Origin of the sequence: Methylobacterium sp. 275MFSha3.1 (assembly GCF_900108435.1) — a bacterium.
Classification (GTDB): domain Bacteria; phylum Pseudomonadota; class Alphaproteobacteria; order Rhizobiales; family Beijerinckiaceae; genus Methylobacterium.
Genome location: NZ_FNWP01000002.1, coordinates 20,307 through 34,478 on the forward strand (window position 1 = coordinate 20,307; position 14,172 = coordinate 34,478).

A 14,172-nucleotide genomic window follows, 5' to 3' on the forward strand; every position below is an offset into this window, starting at 1 on the left:
ATCCGCTACAGGACTGGGTCGGCGTCGATGCGCATGCGCAGGATCGCGTAGGGCGGCTGCTGCAGGTCCCGGCCGCGGTTGAATTCCGGCCGCCGGTTGACCTGGGCCGCCGAGATATAGAGCCACCGGTCCGGGGTGATCCAGAACGTGTCGGCCCAGACCAGCCGGTCGTCGGCGGCCAGCACCTCGACGGTGCCGTCCGGCAGGCGTCGGCCGACCGCGTTGTGCTCCTGCAGGCTGAGATAGACCCGGTCCTGGGAATCGGTGGTCAGCCCCCCGGTCATGCCCTTCTCGCCGAGATCCTCGACGGCGGCGGCCACGGCCGCGTCCGCGACGCCCGGATCGCGCAGGGCCGCGGTCTCGACCGCGTAGAGCCGCCGGCTCATCAGCGGCGCGTAGTAGAGGCGGCGGCCGTCCGGGCTGATCGCGATGCCGTTGGCGCCGCCCTTCGGGCTCTTCTCGGGCGCGTCGCCCTTCCGCTCCATCACGGGGCGGCGCTCCACGAACTTGACCAGGCCCTCCTCGGACCGCGTGCTGACGTGGTCCGCGAGGCGCCGCACCACCCGCCCGCTCTCGAGGTCGACCGCCAGGATCGCGCCCGCGCCGGACTGGCCCTGGTCGGTGACGTAGGCCAGAGCCCGCCCGTCGCGCACGTCGACCCGCAGGTCGTTCAGGGAGGAATCCGGGCCGATGCCCGCGTCGAGGGGGATCGTCCGGCGGACGCTGTTCCGGGCGATATCGATCGCCAGGATCTTCGCGCCGCCCGGCACCGGCCGCCCCTTGCCCGCGGGCAGGCCGGCATCGAGGATCCAGAGGGTGTCATCGCGGTCGAAGACGCCGTTGGGGACGTGGAACAGCGACGCCTGCGGCGCCCCCGGATCCGGGCGGTTGGTCGCCGCGTCCGGGTAGGGCTTCACCGACCCGTCGGGCAGCACCTCGCCGAGGGTGATCGGCTCCGCGCCGGTGAAGCGCGGCATCATCACGAAGATCCGGCCGCCCCGGGCGATGGCGAGCCCCGTGGGGGTCGAGGGCGCGTCCGCCGCGATGGCGAGCTCCAGCGTCCCCACGGGCCGGCTCGTCGGGGGCGACGGCGTCGCGGCGCGCGCCGCGGGGGCGGCGAGGGCCAGGAGACTGGTTCCGAGCAGGCGGCGGCGGTCGAGGCGCATGGAAATCCTGTCGCGGAGCTTGTCGGGGCGAGGGTCTTGGCGCGCCGCTCAACCTGTGGGGATGCCGGCCCAACGCGCGGGCCCGGCGCGCGATCCCGCGATGCGGTAGCGCGGCGGCCTCGCGGCGGAATTCCGGGACCGGTCCGCGGTCCCGGTGATCGGGAGCCGCCTCGGGGCGGTCCACAGGTGCCGGGGCGCGACGCTGGCTCCGGCCCACGCCGTCACGCTAAGCACGGTCGTGCCGGGCGTTCGATTCGGCGCCGCATGGGCCGCGGCCCGGCTGGCAGATGTGGAGAGGTGGGACACGCATGGATCCCGAAGGATCCGAACCGGCGCCGGAGACCGCGCCCCGGCCCGCCGCCGGGCCGCTGCGGGTCCTCGCCCTGGCGGTGCAGAAGGGCGGGACGGGCAAGACCACCCTGGCGGCCTCCCTGGCGGTCGCCGCCGCGGAAGCGGGCGAGCAGGTGACCGCCCTCGATCTCGACCCGCAGAGCTCGCTGGCCGGCTGGGGGGCCCTGCGCAAGGCCGACGGCAGGAGCGACCGCGCGCGCGACGCCGTCGCGGTCGACCGGGTCCAGCCCTGGGAGATGGGCCAGCTCTCGGAGATCCTCGGCATCCTCGCCGAGCAGGGCACCACCCTCGCCGTCCTCGACACCGCCGGCAGCGCGTCCGGCCTCGCCCCGGCCCTGAAGGACGCCGATTTCGTCCTGATGCCGGTCCGCCCCTCCCGGCTCGACATCGTGGCCGCCCGGCCGACGCTCCAGGCGCTGGTTGGCCTCGGCCTGCGGGAGCGGCTGGCCCTGGTGCTGAACCAGTGCCCGCCGCCGCCCTCGCCGCGCACCAGCGCCTACGCGGCGCAGCTGCGCGCCCTGGGCGTCCTGGCCGAGCCCGGGATCATCCACCGGGTCGACCACCAGGACGCCCTGGCGACCGGGCTCGGCGTCACGGAATTCGCCCCCGGCAGCCAGGCCGCCGAGGAGGTTCGGGCGCTCTGGGCCTGGGTCGACGGGAAGATGCGGGCGGCGCCCGCCCGCTGAGATCGGGCCGCTGCCGGGATCAGCCCTGGCCGAGGGCCGCGAGGATCCGCGCCCAGGAGCGCGTGCCCTTGTGGAAGCTCGTCAGGTCGTACTTCTCGTTCGGCGAGTGGATCCGGTCGTCGTCGAGGCCGAAGCCGATCAGCAGGGTGTCGCGCCCCAGGATCCGCTTGAAGTCGCCGACGATCGGGATCGAGCCGCCTGCGCCCACGGTCACCGCCGGCACGCCCCACTCGTCCTGCAGCGCCGCCTTGGCGGCGCCGAGCTGCGGCATGTCGAAGGGCAGGCTGATCGCCCTCGAGCCCTTGTAGGTGATGACCTCGACCTGGCAGTCGGCCGGCACCCGCGCGCGCACGAAGGCCTCGAAGCTCTCGGCGAGCCGCTTCGGGTCCTGGTCGTCCACGAGGCGGAACGAGACCTTGGCGGAGGCGGTGGAGGCGATCACCGTCTTGGTGCCCTCTCCCGTATAGCCGCCGATGATGCCGTTGGCGTCGCAGGAGGGGCGGGACTGCACCAGCTCGATCGGCATCCGCCCGCGCTCGCCCGCGGGCTCCTTGAGGCCGATCGGCCCGAGCAGCGTCTCCGGCGTCAGGCCGAGGCCGCGCCACTGCTCCAGCACCTCCGGCGGGCGCTCGTGCACGCCCTCGTAGAAGCCCGGGATTGTCACCCGCCCGTCGGCGTCGTGCAGGTCGGCGATGATCTTCGACAGAACGTGGATCGGGTTGCGCGCCGCGCCGCCGAAGAAGCCGGAATGCAGGTCGCGGTCGGCGCAGGTGACCTTCACCTCGAAATAGGCGAGCCCGCGCAGCGACGACGTGATGGCCGGGGTCTTCCGGTCCCACATGCCGGTGTCGCAGACCAAGACCACGTCGCAGCCGAGTCTCTCGCGGTTGGCCGCGACCCATTCGGGCAGGCCTTGTGATCCACTCTCCTCGGCGCCCTCGATCAGGATCGTGACGCCGCAAGGCAACTCGCCGTGCATGGCGATATAGGCCCGGCATGCCTCCACGAAGGTCATCACCTGACCCTTGTCGTCGGAGGCGCCGCGCCCGACGATCGTCTTGCCGCCCTGGCCGTCGTCAGCGATGTGCGGCTCGAAGGGCGGCGTCTTCCACAGGTCGAGGGGATCGACCGGCTGCACGTCGTAATGGCCGTAGAACAGGACGTGCGGCGCGCCCGGCTTCGGCCGGTGGGCCAGGACCACCGGGTGGAGCGAGGTCTCCTCCACCGAGGTCTCGAAGCCCAGCGCGGTCAGGTCCTGGGCGAGCCAGGCGGCGGCCTCGCGGCAATGCCCGGCATAGGCGGGATCGGTGGAGATCGACGGGATCCGCAGGAAGGCGAACAGCCGCTCCAGGGCGTTCTCCAGGTCCGTGTCGATGTCGTTGAGGATCGCGTCGAGCGCGGCCATCGGTGGCTCCGGGGTGCGGCGTGGACTCTGCGGGAAGGAGGGTTAGCCGAGGCGGGGTGGGGCCGGCAATGTCGGACGGTGCGGCGGCCGATATGCGCGCCGCAGGCGCGACACCCTCGCTCACGGGTTGAGACGGCGCGCTCCGGAACAGGCGCAGATTGGAATGGTTATCGACCGGAAGCCCAGGCCGCGGCCCGCGCGTCGCTGCCGGTCGCTGCTCCGGACCGATCCGCTCCCGCCCGGCCCCGGCCGGCCCAGACCGTGGACGACATCATGCGCCTCGAGACCCAGCCGCCGGTGTCGGCGGACACGCCGATCGGCATCACGCTGACGATCAACGGGCAGCGGCGCGAACTGCAGGTCGCGCCGTGGACCACGCTCCTCGACCTCCTGCGCGAGCGGCTCGACCTCACCGGCACCAAGAAGGGCTGCGACCACGGCCAGTGCGGGGCCTGCACGGTGCTGGTGAACGGCACCCGGGTGAATTCCTGCCTGACGCTGGCGGTGATGAAGGACGGGGCCGAGATCACCACGGTCGAGGGGCTGGCCGCCCTCGGCGACCGGGCGGGCAGCAACGCCCTCCACCCGATCCAGGAGGCGTTCATCGAGCACGACGCCTTCCAGTGCGGCTACTGCACGCCGGGCCAGCTCTGCTCGTCGGTCGGCCTGATGAACGAGGGCCGCGCCCACACCCGGGACGAGATCCGCGAGGCGATGAGCGGCAACATCTGCCGCTGCGGCGCCTACACCAACATCGTCGACGCCATCGAGGACGTCATGCAGGGAGGCGCCCGATGAACCGCTTCGACTACGTCCGCGCCGGCACGGTGGCGGAGGCGGTGCAGGCCTTCGGGGCCGGGGCCCGCTTCATCGCCGGCGGCACCAACCTGATCGACCTGATGAAGTACGAGGTCGAGAAGCCGGGCCGGCTGATCGACATCACCCGCCTGCCCCTCGACCGGATCGAGGACGACGGGGACGGCCTGCGGATCGGGGCGCTCGTGACCAACGCCAAGGCGGCCTACGACGATCGGGTCGCGGCCCGGTACCCGCTCCTGCGCAACGCCATCCTGGCCGGCGCCTCGGCGCAGCTGCGCAACGCCGCCTCCACGGGCGGCAACCTGCTCCAGCGGACCCGCTGCTACTATTTCTACGACGTGGCCACGCCCTGCAACAAGCGCGCGCCCGGCTCCGGCTGCCCGGCGATCGGCGGGATGAACCGCATTCACGCGATCTTCGGGACGAGCGCGCACTGCATCGCCACCCACCCCTCCGACATGTGCATCGCGCTGGCCGCCCTGGAGGCCACCGTGCGGGTGAGCGGGCCGCAGGGCGACCGATCGATCCCGTTCTCCGAGTTCCACCGCCTGCCGGGGGACTCGCCCGAGCGGGACACGAACCTCGCCCCCGGCGAGATCATCGTGTCGGTCGACTTGCCGGAGAGCCGCTTCCCGCAGCACTACACTTACCTGAAGCTGCGCGACCGCCTGTCCTACGCCTTCGCGTTGGTCTCGGTGGCGGCGGCCCTGGAACTCGACGGCGACCGGGTGAAGACCGCGCGGCTGGCGCTCGGCGGCGTCGCCCACAAGCCCTGGCGCAACCGCGAGGCCGAGGCCCTGCTGGAGGGCCGGCCCGCGACCCGCGAGAGCTTCCAGGCGGCGGCCGACCTGATCGTCGCGGAGGCCAAGCCCCAGTCGGAGAACGGCTTCAAGATCGATCTCGCCCGGCGCGCCATCGTGCGCGGCCTCGAGCAGGCCGCCGCCGGCACGCCCCAGTCGCTCAGCGACAAGCGCATCCAGTAGGTTCTGCCATGACACAGACCTTCAGCTCCACCGGGCGCGACACCTTCGTCGGCAGCCCGCGCAGCCGCATCGACGGGCCCGCCAAGGTGACCGGGCTCGCCAAGTACGCGGGCGAGTTCGCCGCCCCCGACCTCGCCTACGGCGTGGTCGTGTCGAGCTCGATCGCCAAGGGCCGGATCACCGCCATCGACTCCGCCGAGGCCGAGGCGGTGCCGGGCGTGCTCAAGGTGCTCACCCACGAGAACCGGCCGCGCACCGCGTGGCGGGACAAGAACTTCCAGGACCAGGTGGCGCCCCCCGGCTCGCCGTTCCGCGCCCTCTACGACGACCTGATCGTGTTCAGCGGCCAGCCGGTCGCCCTGGTGGTGGCGGAGGATTTCGAGACGGCGCGCTACGCCGCGTCCCTCGTCCGCGTGAGCTACGCGATGGAGGAGCCCGGGACCGACCTGGAGGCCCTGCGCGGCACCGCCTACGACCCGCCCTACAAGCGCACGGGCATCAAGCCGCCGCCGGAGCCCTGGGGCGACGCCGACAAGGCGTTCGGCAGCGCACCGGTCCGCGTGCAGGGTGCCTACAGCCTCGCCGACGAGCACCACAACCCGATGGAGCCGCACGCCTCCACGGTGGTGGTCGAGCAGGACGGCACCTACACGGTCTACGACAAGATCCAGGGCGTCTCGAACAGCCACCAGTATCTCACCAACGTCTTCGGCCTGAAGCCCGATCAGGTCCGGGTGCTCAACCCCTATCTCGGCGGCGGCTTCGGCTCGGGCCTGCGCCCGCAGTACCAGCTGTTCCTGGCGATGCTGGCCGCCCAGGAGCTGAAGCGCTCCGTGCGCGTGACCCTGACGCGCGACCAGCTGTGGAGCTTCACCTACCGGTCGGAGGCGCTGCAGACGATCGCGCTCGGCGCCGAGCCGGACGGGAGGCTGACGGCCCTGCGCCACGACGCCGTCCAGGGCACCTCGCAGTACGAGGATTACCAGGAGGTCGTCGTCAACTGGTCGGGCGTCCTCTACCGGTGCGACAACGTCGCCCTCGGCTACCGCCTGGTGAAGCTCGACACGCCGACGCCCGGCGACATGCGCGCCCCCGGCGCGGTGACCGGCGTCTTCGCCATCGAGACCGCGATGGACGAGCTCGCCTACGCGACCGGGCTCGACCCGATCGAGCTGCGGCTGAGGAACTACGCCGAGTCCGACGCCACCGCCGAGGGCAAGCCCTTCGGCTCGAAGGAGCTGAAGAGCTGCTTCCGGCAGGGCGCCGAGCGGTTCGGCTGGGCGAGGCGCAGCCCTGAGCCCCGCTCCATGCGCGAGGGCCGGGAGCTGGTCGGCTGGGGCGTGGCCACTGGCATCTGGGAATCGATGATGATGCAGTCGAGCGCCATCGCGACCCTGACGCCGGACGGCCGCCTGACGGTCGGCAACTCCACCGGCGACATCGGCACCGGCACCTACACGATCCTGACGCAGATCGCGGCCGACACGCTGGGCCTGCCGATGGACGCGGTCACCACCAAGCTCGGCGACACCCGCCTGCCGGAGGCCCCGGTCGCCGGCGGCTCGTGGACGGCCGCCTCCTCGGGCACCGCCGTGATGAAGGCCTGCCGCAACGTCGGCGCGCAGGTGTTCAAGCTCGCCCGCGCCATGGAGAACTCGCCGCTGGCCAACGTCGACTTCGACCGCGCCGTGTTCGCGGACGGCCGCATCGCGGTCGCGGGCGATCCGGGCCGCAGCGTGTCGCTCGTCGAGGTGCTCCAGGCGGCGGGCGTCGACAAGGTCGAGGCCGTCGAGGAGGCCGGGCCCGACAAGGACTTCAATCAGAAATACGAGGCCTACACCCACTCGGCGATCTTCGCCGAGGTGAAGGTCGACGAGGAGCTGGGTCAGGTCCGGGTCACCCGCATCGTCTCGGCGATCGCGGCCGGCAAGGTGCTGAACCCGAAGACGGCGCGCAGCCAGATCCTCGGCGGCGTGGTGATGGGGATCGGCTCGGCGCTCGAGGAGGAGTCGATGCTCGACCACCGCATCGGCCGGTTCATGAACCACAATCTCGGCGAGTACCACGTGCCGGTCCACGCCGACATCTACGACATCGACGTGATCTTCGTTGAGGAGGAGGACAAGGCGAACCCGCTGGGCGTGAAGGGGCTCGGCGAGATCGGCATCGTCGGCACCGCGGCCGCGATCGCCAACGCGGTCTTCCACGCTACCGGCAGGCGGGTGCGCGACCTGCCGATCACCGTCGACAAGCTCCTGTGAACAGCGGATGTTTCACGGGAAACATTGACGGTTCGGCAAGGAGTCGCGCAGGTCACGCTGGGCCGCGCCGTCAGCGCGAGCGCAACGACGCGACCCAGGGCGGCGCGACATCGTCGAGCGTGGCGCTGCCTGGGTTGCTTCGCTGCGCTCGCAAGGACGAGGATGCGTCCGAGCCCTGCGAATAGGGACGGCGTGGAAATTTCCGTGAGCCCCCTGCTGGAATCCTGGCGCTTCTGGGCGCTCGCCGCCGCCGGCTTCGCGGCGCTGACCGCGATCCTCGCCAAGGTCGGGGTCGCGGGCGTGCCGTCGGACGTCGCGACCTTCGTGCGCACCGCGGTGATCCTGGTCTTCGCCGGCGCGATCGTGGTCGCCTCCGGGCAGGCCGGCGGCCTCGCGCAGATCTCCGGTCGGAGCCTCGTCTTCCTCGTCCTATCGGGGCTCGCCACCGGGGCGTCGTGGCTCTGCTACTTCCGCGCGCTGTCGCTGGGCGACGCTGCCCGGGTCGCGCCGATCGACAAGCTCAGCGTCGTGCTGGTGGCGATCCTCGGCGCCACCCTGCTCGGCGAGACCCTCAGCCTCGCCGCCTGGGCCGGCGTCGCGCTGATCGCGGCGGGCGCGGCCCTCGTCGCCTCCGGACTGTGAGACCGTGCGCGCTGGCGCACCGATCCCTTAACGCGATGCGCGCATCCTGCGGTTGCCTCGCGAAAGGGGACCGTCATGGAATGGGTTTATCGCGGCTTCGAGACCTCGATGCTCGGTCTCGCTCTCTGTCTCGGACTCGGCGCCTGCCTCACGCTCGGCACCGCGCGCGTGCCGGCCGGAACGCTCTCCGTCACCCTGCCGATGCTCACGGTGACCGCCCCCGCGCCCTGAGGCGCGGGACCGGTCCGGCGGGGCGTCAGGCGGCGCCCTTCACGGCGCGGAACATGAAGCCCCGCGCCTCGGCGTCCATCTCCGCCTTGAAGGCGTGGCGGCCCTTCAGCGCCTCGGCGGCCTGGGCGGCCGGCCGCGCGTTGAGCGCGTCGAGGTGGCGCTTGACGTTGGGCAGGTCCCCGAAGGCGCCCTCGCCGAGGACGAAGGGCACCATCCGGGCCCAGCCCCAGACCGCCATGTCGACGATCGTGTAGGTGTCGCCCAGCACGTAGGTGCGGTCGGCGAGGCGTTGGTCGAGGATGCCCCAGTGCCGGCGCGCCTCGAAGGCGTAGCGCTCGGTGGCGTAGGCGCCCCCGTCCTGCGCGAAGTGGCGGAAATGCACGCACTGGCCGGAGAACGGCCCGATGCCGGTCGCCACGAACATCAGCCAGGACAGCATCTCGCCGCGGACCGGCTCGCCCTCCGGCAGGAACCGGCCGGTCTTGCCCGCCAGGTACATCAGGATCGCGTTCGAATCGAACACGGTGACGTCGCCGTCGACGATCGCCGGCACCTTCCCGTTCGGATTGACGGCCGTGTAGGCCGGATCGAACTGCTCGCCCCTGCGGGTGTCGACCGGCACCGGCTCGTAGGGCAGCCCCATCTCCTCGAGGCAGAGGGCGACCTTCATGGGGTTGGGGCTGAGATTGTAGAAGAATCGAATCACGGCGCTCTCCCTGAACGACCCGGGCAGGATGTCCGGGCCCCGCGCCCGCACAAGGCGCGGCCGCGCAGGGCGGCTATTCCGCGACGATCTTGTAGCCGCGACCCGGCACCAGCGCGGCGCCTCGCTCCAGCCCGTTGAGGACGAGGAACCGGTCGAGCGCCCGGTCGGGCACCGCCATGCGGCGGGCGAGGTCCTCGGCGCTGGTCGAGGTCGCCTGGACCACCTGCAGCCGCAGGGGGCGCAGGACCACCTCGTCGGGCGACACGGCGACCAGGGTCGCGGTCCAGCGGCGGAAGGCCGGGTCGGGATCGGTGGCGCCCTTGGCGGCCATGATCATCCGGTAGGTCGAGTCGCCGATCCGGATGGCCGCGAGGCGGAAGGTCCACTCCTTCCCCCGCGACAGCGCGAAGGCCGCGGGGTGGCCCGCGACGTCCCGGGTCTCGAAGCCGGCCGGGTCGAGGGCGTCGTTCCAGCTCGCCTTGAGCACCGCCTCGAGGGGCTGGCCGTCCTTGGCCTCGATCTGGTCGAACAGCAGGCGCCGGGCGCCGTCCGGGGTGGTCCCGAGCACCGCCGAGCGGGTGTTCTCCAGGGTGAAGCCCTCCGGCACCTCGAAGGCGATGCCGAGGCCGGGATGGATGAAGCGGTGCCCGCGCACCGCGCCGTCGCGCGGGTTGTCGCCGTAGGCGAGCCCGTCCACCGCCGCGAGGTAGGCGGCGCGGTCGTCGGTGCCGATGCCCGGCGCGCCGATGCGGCGGGCCGCGCGGGTGACCTGGGTGATGCGCTCGGCCGTGCCCGGATGGGTCGCCAGCATGTCGGGCGCGGCGGCGCTGCCGGCCTTCAGTCCTGTGGAGCGGTTGAGCGCGGCGAGGAAGCGCCCGGCCGCGAACGGGTCGTAGCCGGCCTTGGCCAGGGTGCGCACGCCGGTGGCGTCCGCCTCCAGCTCCTGCTCGCGGGAGAACCGGGCGAGGGCGAAGCGCGACTGGCTCTGCAGCTGCGCGCCGGTATCGGGGTCGTTCAGCACGTCGGCCACGACGCGGCTGACGAGCGCCGAGCGCAGCTCGAGCTCGCTGCGGGCCGTGGCGTGGTTGAGGGTCACGTGGGCCATCTCGTGCGCCAGAACGGCGGCCACCTCGGAGGTGTCGCTCGCCAGGGCCACGAGGCCGCGGGTGACGTAGAGCCGCCCGTTCGGCAGCGCGAAGGCGTTGACCACCGGCGAGTCGAGGAGCGTCACCGTGTAGGCCTGGTCGGGCCGGTCGCTGGCCTTCACGAGGCGGTCGGTCACCTCCGTCAGCATCCGCGTGACGTTGGGGGCCCGGGCCTCGCCCCCGAAGGAGGCCACGAGCTTGAGGTGGTCGGCATCGGCGGCGCGCTCGCGGCCGGTGGTGCGCGGCGCCTCCGCGGGAACCCGCACCACGGCCGGCCGCACGGTCGCCTCGGTCTGGTCGGCCACGCAGGCGCCGAGCAGCAGGGCGAGGCCGCCCAACGCCGCCGCGCCGAGGGTGCGCCGCTCCGCCGCGCGGGTCCGCCCCGCGCCGATGTGCCCCGTGATCCCGCCCATCGCGATCAGCGCCGCAATCCCCGTTCCCCCTCCGGATCGACCTCCGGCCGGTCCGTCTCCTCGAGCGTCTCGAGCCCGTCGAGGGCGACCTCCAGGGTCGGGCCGCGCCGGACCTCCAGGAGGCCGCGCACCCGCACGCGCCGGCCCTCGAGCGAGGCCGCACTCAAACCACGGGCGCGCATCATTCGCCAAGTGCGTTTCGATACCGTCACCGTGAGGCCGTCCGTGCCGCGGGCCGCGAAATCGAGATAGGTGCGCGCGCCGCGCTCGCCGACATGGCGGATTCGGCCCTCCGCGACGACGAAATGTCCGACCTTCTCCCGGAGCGCCGGGCCGTCCCCCGCCGCAGGGCGCGCCGCGCCCCAGAGGCCGAGCCCGCGCGCGCGGGCGGCCGCCTCCACGAGGCGCAGGCCGGGCCGGCAGAGCGAATCGGCCTCGTTCGCGTCCGCGTATGCCAGCCCGGCCCCGATGAGGCCGCCCGCCAGATCCGCGCCCGCCAGATCCGCGCTCTCCGCGATGTCGCCCTCCGCGACCAGGAGGTCGGCCCGCACGCGGTCCCACCGGTCGGGCTGCCCGCGGAGAACCACCGTGACCCGGGCGCCCCGCCGGTTCTCGAGCCAGGTCCGCGCGGCGGACGCGGCCTCCGGCGTGTCCGGCCAGCGCAGCGAGTCCAGCACCGCCCGGAGGCCCGAGACCATACGGATCTCCCCGCGGGGCCCGATTTCCGCCACCACCTCGTCGCGCGCCGGCCCGGTCGCGCACGCCGACGGCCCGGCGCGCGACGCGGCGCGTGCCGGACAGGGCGCCGCCGCGGCGAGCGCCGCCGCCATCAAGGTCGCCATCGAGGCCGCCAGCGGGCGTCCCCGCACGACCGCCGCGCCCCCGCGCATCGGTTCCCCCCGCGATCGCGGGCTCCAGCACCGCGCCGTCCCACCGGTCGCGGTTGGCCTCGGCCGGCGAGAATGCTATGGAGCGCCGGTCGTCTCCGTAGCTCAGCTGGACAGAGCACAGGTTTCCTAGAAGGTTCAATTGGGCGTCGCGCCGGGAAACCGCGCGACGGATCCGCTCAAAGTCGGGGAAAGCTTCCGGCATCGACGCGCCGCCGTCCGATGCTCTGCCGATCCCGAGCCAAGCCCGCGCGGCGCCCCGGCGTTCTGTGGGAAGGTGTAGAGACTAGACGGGCGGCACCTACCGGTTGGATGCAGTCCAGCCCACGGTGAAGGGATAGTCCAGGCCACGAACGCGGACCTTCGGGGCGCGGCGGCGAAAGCCGAAGTGGTATGAAACCTGGGGTCGCAGGTTCGAGCCCTGCCGGGGACACCAAGTTGTCTATTCTTGCAGATCTCCCGGCCGCAGAGCCGTGAGCAAATCGTCCACCACGTCGAACGCCTGCCGGTGACAAGTACCGAGGGGCGCGCTAAGCTTTGCCGCCAGGATTCATGGCAGGGGGTGGACGAGCACTTCATGGCGGGCCAGAAGACCGATCAGCGCGACGTCTATGTCGGGCAACGCATCGCCGAGCAGCGCCGCAAGGCATCGCTCACACAGCGCCGCGTCGCGCAGAGCTTCGGTATGTCTGCAGCTCAGCTCCAGAAGTACGAGAAGGGAACCAACCGGATCAGCGCCGTCCATCTCGACATCTTCTCGCGCATGACCGGCGTGCCGATGGATTACTTCTTCAAAGGAATGCCCCGGAACGATGACTTCATCGCGCCGGGCTTCAGCGAGCGCGAGCAGTCGACCCTGTCGGAAGCCGGGCTGAAGGGGCTGGCGGAAGTCGTCGGCCGCCACATCACCGAGAACTTCTCCGAGGAGGCGCGCCGCGACGTGGCCGACGCCATCCGGGCCCTCGAGAGCAAGCTCGGCGGCTGAGGGCGAGGGCGGGCCCCGGGGCGTCGCGCGATCGTTTTTCCGGTCGCTTCGTCCGGTATAGCGGATCCGTTCGTTCCTCCATCTTGACCGGCCCCCGGCCGGGTGCGAGAACCCCGGCCCCATGAAGGGTCAAACGCCGCGATCGCGACGGCGTACCTCTGCAGCCGAGGCCGTCCGATGCCGCGTTCCAACTACCTGTTCACCAGCGAGTCCGTGTCCGAGGGACACCCCGACAAGGTCTGCGACAGGATCTCGGACACCGTGGTCGACGCCTACCTCGCGGCGATGCCGGAGGCGCGGCTCGGCGTCGAGACGCTCGCCACGACCAACCGCATCGTCATTGCCGGCGAGGTGCGCGGACCCGATTCGGTGACCTTCAAGGACCTCGAGGCCCTGACCCGCGAGGCCGTGAAGGACATCGGCTACGAGCAGTCGGGCTTCCACTGGAAGAACAACGACGTCGCGATCCACCTGCACGCCCAGTCGGCCGACATCGCCCAGGGCGTGGACGCGGCCGGCAACAAGGACGAGGGCGCGGGCGACCAGGGCATCATGTTCGGCTACGCCGCCGACGAGACGCCCGAGCTGATGCCGGCGCCGATCTTCTACGCCCACAAGATCCTCAAGGACCTCGCCGACGCCCGCAAGGCGAAGCAGGGCGACGCCGCCAAGCTCGGCCCCGACGCCAAGAGCCAGGTCACGGTCCGCTACGAGAACGGCCGCCCGGTCGAGGTGACCCAGATCGTGCTGTCGACCCAGCACCTCGACGAGTCCCTCGATTCCGCGGACGTCCGCGCCATCGTCGAGCCCTACATCCTGAAGGCGCTGCCGCAGGGCTGGGTCAACGAGGGCACGGTCTGGCACGTGAACCCGACCGGCAAGTTCGTGATCGGCGGCCCGGACGGCGACGCCGGCCTCACCGGTCGCAAGATCATCGTCGACACCTACGGCGGCGCGGCCCCGCACGGCGGCGGCGCGTTCTCCGGCAAGGACCCGACGAAGGTCGACCGCTCGGCGGCCTACGCGGCGCGCTACCTCGCCAAGAACGTGGTGGCCGCGGGCCTCGCCAGCCGCGCCACGATCCAGCTCGCCTACGCGATCGGCGTGTCGAAGCCGCTCTCGATCTACGTGGACCTGCACGGCACCGGCACGGTCGACGAGGCCAAGCTCGAGGCCGTGCTGATGGACGCCATGGACCTGTCGCCCCGCGGCATCCGCACGGCGCTCAGCCTGAACAAGCCGATCTACGCGCGCACCTCGGCCTACGGCCATTTCGGCCGCGCCCCCGAGGCCGACGGCGGCTTCTCGTGGGAGCGCACCGACCTCGCCGGCAAGCTGAAGTCGGCGCTGGCCTGAGGGCGGCTTCCGCTCGTCCCCGGGCCGACGCGCGGGCCGGAGATCGGCGGCGCGCCGGGGCGACGTGAACGCGGTGCGGGCGGTGCTTTGAGCGCCGCCCGGTCCCGGATGCTCCGCGGTCCCGCGGCCCGTGTTC

Annotated in this window: 13 protein-coding genes; 8 read left to right on the plus strand and 5 right to left on the minus strand. The window is 72.2% G+C overall.

The window, feature by feature from the left end; all coding sequences use genetic code 11:
* Positions 1–5 precede the first annotated feature (5 nt).
* Positions 6–1,166 (minus strand): SMP-30/gluconolactonase/LRE family protein, encoded by a 1,161-nt coding sequence (locus BLW78_RS00110; RefSeq protein ID WP_091675519.1) that lies wholly within the window; start codon positions 1,164–1,166, stop codon positions 6–8.
* A 308-nt stretch (positions 1,167–1,474) separates the two neighbouring features.
* Between BLW78_RS00110 and BLW78_RS00115 the strand changes: the two genes are divergently transcribed.
* Positions 1,475–2,203, plus strand: a complete 729-nt coding sequence (locus tag BLW78_RS00115; RefSeq protein ID WP_056524449.1) for a ParA family protein — start codon at positions 1,475–1,477, stop codon at positions 2,201–2,203.
* A 19-nt stretch (positions 2,204–2,222) separates the two neighbouring features.
* Here the strand turns inward: BLW78_RS00115 and BLW78_RS00120 are convergent, their stop codons facing one another.
* Positions 2,223–3,608 carry a M20/M25/M40 family metallo-hydrolase gene (locus tag BLW78_RS00120; RefSeq protein WP_042672005.1) on the minus strand — a complete coding sequence of 462 codons (1,386 nt, stop codon included), beginning with the start codon at positions 3,606–3,608 and terminating at the stop codon, positions 2,223–2,225.
* 273 nt (positions 3,609–3,881) lie between these two features.
* Here BLW78_RS00120 and BLW78_RS00125 point away from each other — a divergent pair, with 273 nt between their 5' ends.
* From BLW78_RS00125 to BLW78_RS31215, 5 genes are all read left to right on the plus strand, one after another.
* Complete coding sequence (locus tag BLW78_RS00125; RefSeq protein WP_091676438.1) at positions 3,882–4,406, plus strand: (2Fe-2S)-binding protein; 525 nt, start codon at positions 3,882–3,884, stop codon at positions 4,404–4,406.
* Positions 4,403–5,410, plus strand: a complete 1,008-nt coding sequence (locus BLW78_RS00130; protein ID WP_091675521.1) for an FAD binding domain-containing protein — start codon at positions 4,403–4,405, stop codon at positions 5,408–5,410. Before BLW78_RS00125 ends, BLW78_RS00130 begins: the two co-directional genes overlap by 4 nt.
* 8 nt (positions 5,411–5,418) lie before the next feature.
* Entirely contained in the window at positions 5,419–7,671 is a 2,253-nt protein-coding gene (locus BLW78_RS00135) for a xanthine dehydrogenase family protein molybdopterin-binding subunit (RefSeq protein WP_091675523.1), read from the plus strand.
* Between the two features lie 204 nt (positions 7,672–7,875).
* Complete coding sequence (locus BLW78_RS00140; protein WP_091675525.1) at positions 7,876–8,313, plus strand: EamA family transporter; 438 nt, start codon at positions 7,876–7,878, stop codon at positions 8,311–8,313.
* A 75-nt stretch (positions 8,314–8,388) separates the two neighbouring features.
* Positions 8,389–8,544 carry a hypothetical protein gene (locus BLW78_RS31215; RefSeq protein ID WP_020091329.1) on the plus strand — a complete coding sequence of 52 codons (156 nt, stop codon included), beginning with the start codon at positions 8,389–8,391 and terminating at the stop codon, positions 8,542–8,544.
* Between the two features lie 25 nt (positions 8,545–8,569).
* Here the strand turns inward: BLW78_RS31215 and BLW78_RS00145 are convergent, their stop codons facing one another.
* The 3 genes from BLW78_RS00145 to BLW78_RS00155 form a co-directional block, all read right to left on the minus strand.
* Positions 8,570–9,250, minus strand: coding sequence for a glutathione S-transferase family protein (locus tag BLW78_RS00145; protein ID WP_091676440.1), 681 nt, complete (start codon positions 9,248–9,250; stop codon positions 8,570–8,572).
* 73 nt (positions 9,251–9,323) lie between these two features.
* Positions 9,324–10,808, minus strand: a complete 1,485-nt coding sequence (locus tag BLW78_RS00150; RefSeq protein WP_091675527.1) for a M48 family metalloprotease — start codon at positions 10,806–10,808, stop codon at positions 9,324–9,326.
* A gap of 5 nt (positions 10,809–10,813) precedes the next feature.
* Complete coding sequence (locus BLW78_RS00155) at positions 10,814–11,506, minus strand: thermonuclease family protein (RefSeq protein WP_244526687.1); 693 nt, start codon at positions 11,504–11,506, stop codon at positions 10,814–10,816.
* 766 nt (positions 11,507–12,272) lie between these two features.
* On the opposite strand from BLW78_RS00155, the gene BLW78_RS00160 reads away from it, so the two are divergent.
* Both BLW78_RS00160 and metK read left to right on the plus strand, forming a co-directional pair.
* A complete protein-coding gene (locus tag BLW78_RS00160) occupies positions 12,273–12,680 on the plus strand; it encodes a helix-turn-helix domain-containing protein (RefSeq protein WP_012321411.1) in 408 nt (135 codons plus the stop codon).
* Positions 12,681–12,857: 177 nt separating this feature from the next.
* Positions 12,858–14,036, plus strand: coding sequence for a methionine adenosyltransferase (gene metK, locus BLW78_RS00165; RefSeq protein WP_020091324.1), 1,179 nt, complete (start codon positions 12,858–12,860; stop codon positions 14,034–14,036).
* The last annotated feature ends 136 nt before the right edge of the window (positions 14,037–14,172 follow it).

Excerpts from the sequence above, each read along its gene's own strand:
- BLW78_RS00120 (WP_042672005.1), bottom strand. The coding sequence starts at position 3,608 with ATGGCCGCGCTCGACGCGATCCTCAACGACATCGACACGGACCTGGAG.
- BLW78_RS00130 (WP_091675521.1), top strand. The coding sequence starts at position 4,403 with ATGAACCGCTTCGACTACGTCCGCGCCGGCACGGTGGCGGAGGCGGTG.
- BLW78_RS31215 (WP_020091329.1), top strand. The coding sequence starts at position 8,389 with ATGGAATGGGTTTATCGCGGCTTCGAGACCTCGATGCTCGGTCTCGCT.
- BLW78_RS00135 (WP_091675523.1), top strand. The coding sequence starts at position 5,419 with ATGACACAGACCTTCAGCTCCACCGGGCGCGACACCTTCGTCGGCAGC.
- BLW78_RS00155 (WP_244526687.1), bottom strand. The coding sequence starts at position 11,506 with ATGGTCTCGGGCCTCCGGGCGGTGCTGGACTCGCTGCGCTGGCCGGAC.
- BLW78_RS00150 (WP_091675527.1), bottom strand. The coding sequence starts at position 10,808 with ATGGGCGGGATCACGGGGCACATCGGCGCGGGGCGGACCCGCGCGGCG.
- BLW78_RS00125 (WP_091676438.1), top strand. The coding sequence starts at position 3,882 with ATGCGCCTCGAGACCCAGCCGCCGGTGTCGGCGGACACGCCGATCGGC.
- BLW78_RS00115 (WP_056524449.1), top strand. The coding sequence starts at position 1,475 with ATGGATCCCGAAGGATCCGAACCGGCGCCGGAGACCGCGCCCCGGCCC.
- BLW78_RS00110 (WP_091675519.1), bottom strand. The coding sequence starts at position 1,166 with ATGCGCCTCGACCGCCGCCGCCTGCTCGGAACCAGTCTCCTGGCCCTC.
- metK (WP_020091324.1), top strand. The coding sequence starts at position 12,858 with ATGCCGCGTTCCAACTACCTGTTCACCAGCGAGTCCGTGTCCGAGGGA.
- BLW78_RS00160 (WP_012321411.1), top strand. The coding sequence starts at position 12,273 with ATGGCGGGCCAGAAGACCGATCAGCGCGACGTCTATGTCGGGCAACGC.